Origin of the sequence: Proteus columbae (assembly GCF_002777965.1) — a bacterium.
GTDB classification, from domain to species: Bacteria; Pseudomonadota; Gammaproteobacteria; order Enterobacterales; family Enterobacteriaceae; genus Proteus; species Proteus columbae.
Window position 1 is genome coordinate 15,755 of the sequence record NZ_NGVR01000021.1, and the last position, 12,115, is coordinate 27,869.

The 12,115-nt window shown below is 38.3% G+C and carries 10 protein-coding genes; 8 read left to right on the top strand and 2 right to left on the bottom strand.

Annotated elements, in window-relative coordinates; translation table 11 throughout:
- The first annotated feature begins 101 nt into the window (after positions 1-101).
- From tal to dnaJ, 5 genes are all read left to right on the top strand, one after another.
- Positions 102-1,055 carry a transaldolase gene (tal, locus tag CBE70_RS09565; RefSeq protein WP_088493764.1) on the top strand — a complete coding sequence of 318 codons (954 nt, stop codon included), beginning with the start codon at positions 102-104 and terminating at the stop codon, positions 1,053-1,055.
- A gap of 183 nt (positions 1,056-1,238) precedes the next feature.
- A complete protein-coding gene (locus CBE70_RS09570; RefSeq protein ID WP_100159171.1) occupies positions 1,239-2,222 on the top strand; it encodes a tetratricopeptide repeat protein in 984 nt (327 codons plus the stop codon).
- 224 nt (positions 2,223-2,446) lie between these two features.
- Positions 2,447-3,034 (top strand): molybdopterin adenylyltransferase, encoded by a 588-nt coding sequence (gene mog / locus CBE70_RS09575; protein ID WP_088493762.1) that lies wholly within the window; start codon positions 2,447-2,449, stop codon positions 3,032-3,034.
- 484 nt (positions 3,035-3,518) lie between these two features.
- Positions 3,519-5,444 (top strand): molecular chaperone DnaK, encoded by a 1,926-nt coding sequence (gene dnaK, locus CBE70_RS09580; protein ID WP_100159172.1) that lies wholly within the window; start codon positions 3,519-3,521, stop codon positions 5,442-5,444.
- Positions 5,445-5,549: 105 nt separating this feature from the next.
- Positions 5,550-6,689 (top strand): molecular chaperone DnaJ, encoded by a 1,140-nt coding sequence (gene dnaJ / locus CBE70_RS09585; protein ID WP_023580941.1) that lies wholly within the window; start codon positions 5,550-5,552, stop codon positions 6,687-6,689.
- Between the two features lie 110 nt (positions 6,690-6,799).
- Here dnaJ and CBE70_RS09590 read toward each other — a convergent pair whose 3' ends face one another.
- The gene (locus tag CBE70_RS09590; protein ID WP_100159173.1) at positions 6,800-7,645 is read right to left on the bottom strand and encodes a DMT family transporter; all 846 of its coding nucleotides are present in this window, start codon (positions 7,643-7,645) and stop codon (positions 6,800-6,802) included.
- A gap of 452 nt (positions 7,646-8,097) precedes the next feature.
- On the opposite strand from CBE70_RS09590, the gene nhaA reads away from it, so the two are divergent.
- Both nhaA and nhaR read left to right on the top strand, forming a co-directional pair.
- Entirely contained in the window at positions 8,098-9,276 is a 1,179-nt protein-coding gene (gene nhaA / locus CBE70_RS09595) for a Na+/H+ antiporter NhaA (protein WP_100159174.1), read from the top strand.
- A gap of 190 nt (positions 9,277-9,466) precedes the next feature.
- Positions 9,467-10,387, top strand: a complete 921-nt coding sequence (nhaR, locus tag CBE70_RS09600) for a transcriptional activator NhaR (protein WP_088493757.1) — start codon at positions 9,467-9,469, stop codon at positions 10,385-10,387.
- A 72-nt stretch (positions 10,388-10,459) separates the two neighbouring features.
- Here nhaR and rpsT read toward each other — a convergent pair whose 3' ends face one another.
- Positions 10,460-10,720, bottom strand: coding sequence for a 30S ribosomal protein S20 (gene rpsT / locus CBE70_RS09605; protein ID WP_004248964.1), 261 nt, complete (start codon positions 10,718-10,720; stop codon positions 10,460-10,462).
- Positions 10,721-11,151: 431 nt separating this feature from the next.
- On the opposite strand from rpsT, the gene ribF reads away from it, so the two are divergent.
- A complete protein-coding gene (gene ribF / locus CBE70_RS09610) occupies positions 11,152-12,093 on the top strand; it encodes a bifunctional riboflavin kinase/FAD synthetase (RefSeq protein WP_100159175.1) in 942 nt (313 codons plus the stop codon).
- The last annotated feature ends 22 nt before the right edge of the window (positions 12,094-12,115 follow it).

The window sequence follows — 12,115 nt, forward strand, 5'->3', positions numbered from 1 at the left end:
TATGAATCTAAGCGTCTTGTAGTGTGAGCAGTCCATGTTATTATCAATAGATATCCGCAGGTGACTGCAAACAGATTTACCTAGTAGATGAGATAAACAAAATGACCAACAAATTGACTTCTTTGCGTAAGCTGACAACTGTTGTTGCTGACACTGGTGACATTGCAGCAATGAAACTGTATCAGCCACAAGATGCAACTACCAACCCATCTTTAATTTTAAATGCAGCTCAAATTCCTGAATATCGTAAATTAATTGATGAAGCGATTGAATGGGCTCGTTCACAAAGCGATTCTCGTGAACAACAAATCGTTGATGCTTGCGACAAACTGGCTGTAAATATCGGTTTAGAAATTTTAAAACTGATCCCAGGTCGTATTTCAACAGAAGTTGATGCACGTCTTTCTTACGACACACAAGCGTGTATCGAAAAAGCACGTCATTTAATGAAACTTTATAATGATGCAGGTATCAGTAACGACCGTATTCTTATCAAATTAGCATCTACTTGGCAGGGGATCCGTGCCGCAGAGCAATTAGAAAAAGAAGGTATCAACTGTAACCTGACTTTACTGTTCTCTTTCGCTCAAGCGCGTGCATGTGCTGAAGCAGGTGTTTACCTGATTTCTCCATTTGTTGGTCGTATCATGGATTGGTATAAAGCCAATACAGATAAAAAAGAATTTGCTCCTGCTGAAGATCCAGGTGTGATTTCTGTTACTGAAATCTATAACTATTACAAACAACACGGTTATAACACTGTTGTTATGGGCGCAAGCTTCCGTAATATGGGTGAGATTTTAGAATTAGCAGGTTGTGACCGTTTAACTATTGCTCCAGCACTGTTAAAAGAATTATCAGAAGCTGAAGGTGAAGTTGAACATAAATTATCTTACAAAGGTGAAGTGAAAGCGCGTCCAGAAGCTATCACTGAAGCTCAATTCTATTGGGATCACAACGCTGACCCAATGGCAGTAGATAAATTATCTGACGGTATTCGCAAATTTGCTGTCGATCAGGAAAAATTAGAGAAAATGATTGCGGATTTATTATAATTCGTCGTTAAATTCTTATAAAAATCTTAAATACTCATCTTATACAGGTGGGTATTTTCATTTTTTGCTTCTCAAAATAACATTTAAGTAAATTTTAAGATTAAATTGATTGGAATATATTATTTATCCAGTAATAATTATAAAAATATATTATTAAAATACTCTATTTATTATTGGTGAATTATGAAAAAGATTGTCTTGGCAACGGTACTTGCATCGTTATTTTTTAGTGGCGCTGCAATGGCAGAAAGTAAAACGGCTTTCTCTTTACCTGCAATTGAAAAAAGTGCTGAAAGTGGAAATGCAGCATCTCAATATCAATTGGGTGTGAAATATGAGAATGGTGAAGGTGTTGAGCAAGACTCACAAAAAGCACTGGAGTGGTATACCAAAGCGGCAGAACAAGGCCATGCTGAAGCACAGTTAAATTTAGCACTTATGTATGACATGAGTGATGATATTGACCGTGATGCAGAAAAAGCGGTTTATTGGTATAACAAATCGGCTGTTCAAGGTGTCTCTTTAGCCCAATACAATCTTGCTGTTTCTTATGATGATGGTGATGGCGTAGCGCAAGATCATGAGAAAGCAGTGTATTGGTATACTAAAGCTGGTGAGCAAGGTGATAGTGATGCTCAATACAACCTTGGGATCTCTTATGATGAAGGTATCGGTGTAGCGCAAGACCATGAAGCAGCGGTTGTTTGGTATACAAAAGCAGCAGAGCAAGGTCATGCAGACGCACAATATAACCTTGCTGTCTCTTATGATGATGGTGAAGGTGTAGAGCGTAACGGCACTAAAGCGGTTTTCTGGTATACCAAAGCAGCAAACCAAGGTAATCGTGATGCGCAAAATAACTTAGGCGTAATGTACGATGAAGGCGACGGTGTTGCTAAAGATGCACGTAAAGCCGTTGAATGGTATAGAAAATCAGCTATACAAGGTAATGGTTTGGCACAAAATAACTTAGCTTTAAACTATTATTACGGTAAAGGCGTTAAACGCGATCTGAAAGAAGCTTATGCATGGTTCTCTGTTGCTGTTGAAAATGGTGATGGTGATGAAGCAATGCTAAAACGTACTGCTCGTGCATTAAATGCAGCACAATTAGCTGAAGCGAAAAAATTAGCAGCTTCTTATATTACTAAATATATTGATGAGTAATATTAATTAATTTTATTCAAGATTAAAGAGGGGGAGCTTATGCTCCCTTTTTTATTTTTAGCTAAAGCCAAATAAAAATAGATTGTTATCATTTCTTTATTATCTATTCTCAATAATCAAATATTAAATATCAGTAATATATTGAGATTCTTTTTAATTCTCTTGTGTTCTCATGGTAATATCTGCGCGCAAGTTAGACGGTGATTGATTAATTGAGGTTTGATATGAACGAATTACGCATAGGGTTAGTTTCTGTTTCTGATCGCGCATCAAGTGGGGTTTATGAAGATAAAGGCTTACCCGCTTTAGAAGCTTGGCTAAAAGCTGCATTAACAACGCCTTTTCATATCGAATCACGTTTAATTCCTGACGAACAACTCATGATTGAGCAAACACTGTGTGAGCTAGTTGATGAAGTCGGCTGTCATTTAGTGTTAACAACAGGGGGAACGGGTCCCGCTCGTCGTGACGTTACTCCTGATGCTACGTTGGCTATTGCAGACAGAGAAATGCCAGGTTTTGGTGAGCAGATGCGTCAAATTAGTTTGAAGTTTGTACCCACAGCTATTTTGTCTCGCCAAGTCGGTGTTATTCGTAATCAAGCGTTAATTCTAAATTTACCAGGGCAACCTAAGGCTATTGCAGAAACGTTGGAAGGATTAAAAGATAACGACGGTAATGTGATTGTTAGCGGTATTTTCGCTAGTGTACCGTACTGCATTCAACTGCTTGATGGCCCTTATGTCGAAACTAATGAAGCTATTGTTGCTGCATTTAGACCTAAATCAGCCCGCCGTTCCACTTCAGCATAAATAATGTAAGAGGTTATTTTTGTCACCAAACTTCTGGCTAGGAAAAGCTTTGACTAAGTTTGGATAACGCAAAAGTAACCCTATATTTATTTGATATTTTTATTATAAAAGTTAAAAAGCATTATTTTTCAAATAATTATGCTCTTATTCTAAGCATGGTCTTAAAAATACACTTTAGATAAGTCATGATGTTATTTGTGAATGATGTAACATTATGAAAAATAACAAATTTTAATTCTCATTTTATTCTCAGACACAAAATTTTCGCATTTTTTGTATTTTTTTTCATTATTCCCCTTGATGAATGTATTTATGACCCCATCTTCTTTTTCAACTGCAATTACCACTATTGAGTTGCGTTGATTTTATATCCGCTTGGAGATGATGTTGTTTAGTCTATTAATTTTTGACTTGAAAAATGAATATTCATCCTCATATAGATTGGTAATCAAATTGATAAAGAATTCTCTTTGGAGGCGTTTAAATGGGTAAAATTATTGGTATTGACCTGGGTACAACTAACTCTTGTGTTGCTGTAATGGATGGCAAAACTGCCCGGGTTATTGAAAACGCAGAAGGCGATCGTACTACTCCTTCAATCGTTGCTTATGCACAAGATGGTGAAATCTTAGTTGGTCAACCTGCAAAACGTCAGGCTGTGACTAACCCACAAAATACTTTGTTTGCCATCAAACGTTTAATTGGTCGTCGTTTTGATGATGCCGAAGTTCAACGTGACGTTGCTATCATGCCTTACAAAATTGTAAAAGCTGATAACGGTGATGCTTGGATTGAAGCTCGTAACGAAAAAATGGCTCCACCACAAGTTTCTGCTGAAGTCCTGAAAAAAATGAAGAAAACAGCAGAAGACTATTTAGGTGAAGCAGTTACTGAAGCGGTTATTACTGTTCCTGCTTACTTTAACGATGCTCAACGTCAAGCAACTAAAGATGCGGGTCGTATCGCAGGTCTTGAAGTTAAACGTATTATTAACGAACCAACAGCGGCTGCTCTGGCTTACGGCTTAGATCGTGAAGTGGGTAACCGTACTATCGCAGTTTACGACTTAGGTGGTGGTACATTCGATATCTCTATCATCGAAATTGATGAAGTTGATGGCGAAAAAACCTATGAAGTTCTGTCAACCAATGGTGATACTCACTTAGGTGGTGAAGACTTCGATAGCCGTTTAATTAACTATTTAGTTGATGAATTTAAGAAAGAACAAGGCATTGATCTACGTAACGATCCATTAGCAATGCAACGTCTGAAAGAAGCAGCAGAAAAAGCGAAAATCGAATTATCTTCTGCACAACAAACAGATGTTAACTTGCCATACGTGACAGCAGATGCAACTGGTCCTAAACACTTAAATATCAAAGTCACTCGTGCAAAACTGGAATCTTTAGTTGAAGATTTAGTTAAACGTTCAATGGAACCAGTACGTGTTGCATTAGAAGATGCAGGCCTGAAAGTTAGCGAAGTTAACGACGTTATTCTGGTTGGTGGTCAAACTCGTATGCCAATGGTTCAAAAAACCGTTGCTGATTTCTTCGGTAAAGAGCCACGTAAAGACGTTAACCCAGATGAAGCTGTTGCAATGGGTGCAGCTGTTCAAGGTGGTGTGTTAGCGGGTGATGTTAAAGACGTTCTGTTACTTGACGTAACACCACTGTCTTTAGGTATCGAAACAATGGGTGGTGTAATGACTTCCCTGATTGCGAAAAATACCACAATTCCAACTAAACATAGCCAAGTGTTCTCTACCGCAGAAGATAACCAATCTGCTGTAACTATTCACGTATTACAAGGTGAACGTAAACGTGCAAGTGATAACAAATCACTGGGTCAGTTTAACTTAGATGGTATTCAAGCTGCACCACGCGGTATGCCACAAATCGAAGTGACTTTTGACATCGATGCTGATGGTATCTTGCATGTATCAGCAAAAGATAAAAACAGTGGTCGTGAGCAAAACATCACAATCAAAGCTTCTTCTGGTTTAAATGAAGATGAAATCCAAAAAATGGTTCGTGATGCAGAAGCAAACGCAGAAGCTGACCGTAAGTTTGAAGAATTAGTACAAACTCGTAACCAAGCTGACCAATTAGTTCACGGCACACGTAAACAAATTGAAGAAGCGGGTGATAAATTACCAGCGAACGATAAAGAAGCTATCGAAAAAGCGGTAAGCGAGTTAGAAATTGCTTCTAAAGGCGAAGATAAAGACGCTATTGAAGCAAAAATTAAAGCATTAGTTGAAGCTTCTGAAAAACTGCTGGAAATCGCACAACAACAAGCTCAAGCAGGTGCGGCTGGTAACGCTGCGGGTGCTGATGCAAGTGCGAAGAAAGATGACGACGTTGTCGATGCAGAATTTGAAGAAGTCGACGGCAAAGACAAGAAATAATGCCCTTAACGGGCCACGGTAACTCACCTGTGAATAGTTACTGATACCGAACACGGGCGTCGAGGAAACTCAACGCCCGTGTGCTTATGTCAAGGGTAATCTAGAATGGCGAAAAGAGATTTTTACGAAGTACTCGGTTTAAGTAAAACTGCCGACGAAAAAGAAATTAAACGCGCATATAAGCGTTTAGCAATGAAATATCACCCAGACCGAAATCAAGGTGATAAAGAGTCAGAAGCAAAATTCAAAGAAATCAAAGAAGCCTATGAAATCTTAAGTGATGCTCAAAAACGTGCGGCTTATGATCAGTATGGTCATGCTGCGTTTGAACAGGGTGGATTTGGTGGTCAAGGTGGCGGCGGCTTCGGCGGTGGTGCTGACTTTGGTGATATCTTTGGTGATGTATTTGGCGATATTTTTGGTGGTGGTCGCCGTCAACAACGCGCAGCGCGTGGTTCTGACTTACAATACAACATGGATCTAACGCTTGAAGAAGCTGTTCGTGGTGTTGCGAAAGAAATTCGTATACCTACATTAGAAACATGTGACAAATGCCATGGTAGCGGTGCTAAAGAAGGTACATCAGCAGAAACCTGTTCTACTTGTCATGGCGCTGGTCAGGTTCATTTACGTCAAGGTTTCTTCACTGTACAGCAAGCATGTCCAACTTGTCATGGTCGCGGTAAAGTGATTAAAGAGCCTTGCTCTAAATGTCATGGTGATGGTCGTGTTGAACGCTCTAAAACGTTGTCTGTTAAAATTCCAGCCGGTGTTGATACAGGCGACCGTATTCGCTTAAGTGGTGAAGGTGAAGCCGGTGAAAACGGCGCACCAGCAGGCGATTTATACGTACAGGTTCATGTTCGTCAGCATCATATTTTTGAACGTGATGGCAATAACCTTTACTGTGAAGTCCCTATTAACTTCGCTATTGCGGCTTTAGGTGGAGAGATTGAAGTTCCAACACTTGATGGTCGTGTGAAACTTAAAATTCCAGCCGAAACACAAACTGGTAAAATGTTCCGCATGAAAGGCAAAGGTGTTAAATCAGTACGTAGCAGCAGTATTGGTGACTTAATGTGCCGCGTTGTGGTTGAAACACCAGTTAAACTCAATGAGAAACAAAAAGAGTTAATGCAACAACTGGGTGAATCATTTGGTGGCAAGAGTGGTGAGAAAAATACTCCTCGTTCTAAAAGCTTCTTAGATGGTGTGAAAAAATTCTTTGATGATTTAACAAAGTAATTTCTACTTAAATTTAATTAAAAAAGAAGCCTGATGATATGCTATTTAGTGATAATCATCAGGCTTCTTCTCTTTTTATTCGTTATTGTTTTTATTTCAGTTTATCGAGATTACCCCATCTTGATAGCAATAATACCCGCTAAAATTACAAAACACGCTAATAGCTGTTTACGGTTAAATTGCTCTTTTAATAGATAGACAGATAAGATCATGGCAAATAACACACTGGTTTCTCTTAAAGCAGCCACAAGTACGATTGAAGCATGACTCATCGCCCATATCACAATGCCATAGCTTACCAACTGCATGATCCCACCTAAAAATGCGGGTTTCCAATAATCTTTTATCTTGGTTGTTAAATGTTGGCGATAACGAAGCCAAGCAAGTAAATACATCGCGATACCATTTAAAAAGAAGAGCCATAAAATATAAGCAAACGGCGTTTCACCTACACGAGAGCCATTACCATCAGATAGGGTATAACTTGCGGTAAATAATGCGGTAAGCAGCGCAAAAAAGAGTGCATCTTTACGTAAATTAAACTCGGCTATTTTCCTACTGCGTGAGATAAGGATAATACCCAAAATGATAAATAAAATGCCGAGTAAGCCAGCTATTGGAAGTGTTTCATGGAAGAGAAAAAAACCAAGAAAAGCAGTCATCAATGGCGCACTACCACGAGAGATAGGGTAGACCTGATTAAAATCAGCCAAGGTATAACAACGACTTAAAGAGAGTGTGTAACCAACATGAAATAGAACGGAAAGGGCAAGCCACTTCCATGCACCAACATCAGGTAGACCAACCCAAAACAGAGCGGGGAGTGTTACAGCACCAGAAAAAAAAGTCAATAACGAGATCCCTAAAAATCGATCACTGCCTACTTTAACCAATGCATTCCAACATGCATGAAAGATAGCAGCAAATAAAACGGCAATAAAAACAGTAATCGACATATTGATAGAAACCTTAGTGTAATGTGAGTATTTACTATCTATAAGACAATAACACAATGGTTAAATAGTGAAATGGATAACATTTTCTTTTCTCTTATCATTTTGAAATATTGTAAATAAAAAAGATAAGAATAATAAATTTTTGATAATTAAAGATTGATATTTTTGATCTATTTTATCAATTGGTATGATTTATCAAAAGAGATGCTTGTTTTTGCTTAATGTTAAAAAATGATATTAATATTCAATAGGTTATTTTAACATCTCTTAATTATTGTTGTTTATTTTATTATTGAAAGATCATGTTGATGAATTGATACTATTCATCTTGTTTTTCTTGATATTTCCTTTTCAATTCGAATAACTCGAGTTATTATCCATAAATAATCTGTTTTTTGCGAATCCATGATTAGCATATTATTAACAAGATTAGTTATTTTGAGGTTAATATTATGACGGCAATTATTAGACAGTTTTTGAGATTAGAGGCATCAGGCGGTATTCTTCTGATTATTGCTGCTATTATCGCATTGATTATGGCGAATACACCTCTAAGTGCTTTGTATAATGAGTTTTTATCTATTCCTATCATGATCAAATTCGGCGTGTTCGAACTTGATAAGCCATTATTACTTTGGGTAAATGATGCCTTAATGGCGATCTTTTTCTTAGTGGTAGGATTAGAAGTTAAACGTGAATTAAAAGAAGGCTCTTTAGCTCAGCGCGATAGAGCCATTTTCCCTGCGATAGCCGCAGTCGGTGGTATGTTAGCACCTGCATTGGTTTATTTGATGTTTAATCATGCGGACGCCGTTGGGCAACAAGGTTGGGCAATTCCAGCCGCAACAGACATTGCTTTTGCACTGGGTGTTATGGCATTACTTGGTAAGCGTGTTCCTGTTGAGTTAAAAGTCTTCTTATTAGCATTAGCCATCATTGATGACTTAGGTGTTATCGTCATTATTGCGCTCTTTTATTCAAAGAGTATTGCACTAATGCCTCTCGCTTTGGCGGGTTTGATAGTGATTGCCTTGGGCATAATGAACTGGCGTAAAGTAGGTAATACGGCGGCTTATTTAATTCTTGGGTTTATTTTGTGGGTGTGTATTTTAAAATCAGGTATTCATGCAACGATTGCAGGTGTGATTGTTGGATTCCTTATCCCATTAAGAAATAAAGAGGGTGATTCTCCTTCTGAAGAATTAGAGCATGTGCTACACCCTTGGGTTGCCTATTTTATTTTACCGCTGTTCGCATTTAGTAACGCCGGGGTTTCTTTAAATGGCGTAACGCTTGATGGCATGTTATCTGCCTTACCGTTAGGTATCGCGTTAGGTCTATTTTTAGGTAAGCCGATTGGAATTTTCCTCTTTAGCTGGATTTCGGTAAAACTAGGCATTGCAAAATTACCAGATGCGATTAATCTTAAACAAATATTTGCAGTATCTGTGCTATGTGGTATCGGTTTTACTATGTCTATCTTTATCGCAGGATTAGCATTTGATGGCGCAGATGAGGCTTATAATACCTACGCTAAGCTTGGTATTTTAGTCGGTTCAACAGTAGCCGCAGTTGCGGGATATTTGTTGCTTCGTTCTGTTTTGCCGAAGTTAAAAACGAAGTCAATATAGGGAAATTTATTACGGATTTGAGTTTCTCAACACAATAAATACCGAGCTATATATTTAAACCTACGGTGCAATACAGTGTATTGTGCCGTAGGTGTTTTTATGAGGATTGGATGCAAGGAAAGCCAATCGCAAACTAATGCGTTATTACATAGTCTGTGTTTGAAGCACAGAAGTTGAAAGGAAGATAACTATGCGGGTGTCACATCTCAATTTTAACCATCTTTATTATTTTTGGCATGTGTGTAAAGAAGGCTCTGTTGTGGGTGCAGCGCAAGCGCTGTATCTGACACCTCAGACAATTACAGGGCAAATTAAAGCATTAGAAGAAAGATTGGGTGGCAAGTTATTTAAACGTCAAGGAAGAGGATTAGTCCCTTCAGAATTGGGACAACTCATTTTTCGTTATGCCGATAAAATGTTTATGCTCAGCCAAGAAATGCTGGATATCGTCAACTACAGTCGTGAATCGAATTTACTGTTTGATGTTGGTGTTGCGGATGCATTATCAAAACAATTAGTCAGTCGCGTATTAGAAACGGCAGTAATTGATAATGAGCAAATCCATCTACGTTGTTTTGAATCTACGCATGAACTATTACTAGAGCAATTAAGTCAACATAAGCTGGATATGATCCTATCAGATTGCCCAGTGGATTCATCACAACAAGAAGGTCTGTTCTCTGTAAAACTTGGCGAATGTAATATGAGCTTTTTTTGCAGTCATCCTCTCCCTGAAAAACCGTTTCCTGAATGTTTAGAAGAGCGAAAGCTCCTCATTCCGGGTCGCCGATATATGTTAGGCCGCCATTTATTAACATGGATACGTAATAAAAACCTTCAAGTGGAAATATTGGGTGAGTTTGATGATGCGGCATTAATGAAAGCATTCGGCTTAAATTATAATGCTATCTTTGTAGCGCCTTCACTGTATACCGATGAAACTTTTGCTCACAGTAATATCGAAGAGATTGGGATGCTTGATACGGTAAAAGAAGAGTACTACGCGATTTTTGCAGAGCGAATGATCCAACATCCAGCGGTTCAACGTGTTTGTAATACAGATTTTTCAGAACTCTTTAATGGAGATAAAAAGAGCGTTGTAAATCCATAAATGGGTTGCGGTTAAAAAGTAGAAAATAAAAAACCGGCATAAGCCGGTTTTTTATAACACAAGAAAGCAATATTACATTGCTTTGATTTGTGCTTGCAGATTAGCTTTATGACGTGCAGCTTTATTCTTGTGAATTAAGCCTTTAGTTGCCTGACGGTCAACAATTGGTTGCATGTCATTAAATGCTTTTTGTGCTGCTTCTTTATCACCTGAAGCAACTGCTGCGTATACTTTTTTGATGTAAGTACGCATCATAGAACGACGGCTTGCGTTGTGCTGACGACGCTTTTCAGACTGAACCGCACGTTTCTTAGCTGATTTGATATTAGCCAAGTTCCAACTCCCAAATATATTCTAGCGAGGACAAATACAAAGGTGAAGGAATATGCCTTTTCAACCTAAGTTTGTCAATGGATTTATACAAAATTAGCGTCGTTGTACGCGACACTTGTTTCGTTGTGATGGCGCAAGATTTTATCAGTTAAGACGGGTAGAATACAGTCTTTTGAGTGAAAAAATCATCAAAATCGTGTATATGAGTAATAAATAATAGATTCTAATAGGATCTACGCTTGATTTTATGCGATTTTATAACCAAGAAGTGAGTGATAGTCCATTTTTTGTTTGATGTGAGCAATCAAATTTAAGAATAACAGTGAATCGACTCGTCGAGATATTACTCATCAATAAACATTGATATATTGGGTTACTCTCAAGCCTTTGACAAGGTATAATCCAATAATTTCCACGGTATTGAGCCAGTTATGGAGCTAATTCGCGGTATACAAAATATTAGAGCGCTACACCACGGTTGCGTTCTGACAATTGGGAATTTTGATGGTGTCCATAGAGGCCATCAGGCATTATTGAAACACTTGAAGCAAGAGGCATCACAGCGAGGATTACCTACGGTTGTGATGACATTTGAACCTCAGCCACTTGAGTTCTTTTTACCAGAAAAGGCACCAGCACGTCTTACTCGTTTACGAGACAAGATTAAGTATTTAGCTGAATGTGGTATTGATTATCTTTTGTGTGTCAAATTTGATAAACAATTTGCAGCGCAAACCCCAGAAGAATTTGTTTCATCACTATTGGTGAATAAGTTAGGGGTGAAGTTTCTTGCTATTGGCGATGATTTTCGCTTTGGCAAAAACCGTGAAGGTGATTTTCACTTTTTACAACAAGCCGGTGCAAGATATGGATTTAAAGTCGCTAATACCGAAAGTTATTGCGATAAAGGATTGCGTATCAGTAGCACTGCAGTACGAGAAGCGTTACTCAATGATGATTTAGTCCTTGCTGAATCACTATTAGGACACCCTTACAGCGTTTGTGGGCGTGTTGTTCATGGTAATGAATTGGGTAGAACTATTGGTTTTCCGACAGCCAATATTCCTATGAAGCGCTTAGTTGCACCAGTTAAAGGCGTTTATGCTGTTGATGTTTATTTACCAGATAATCAATCACCTTTACCCGGTGTGGCAAATATCGGAAGTCGTCCTACTGTAAAAGGGAAGGGCGTACAACTAGAAGTTCATTTAATCGACGTTAATATGGATTTATATGGACGTCGTATTGATGTTGTGTTACGAAAGAAATTACGTAATGAACAGCGATTTGCATCATTGGATGCATTGAAGCAGCAAATCGCAGATGATGTGGCTACTGCTAGGGATTTTTTATCGCAGCGGTCGGAGTCATAAACTAGCGGAAAATTGGAACTGA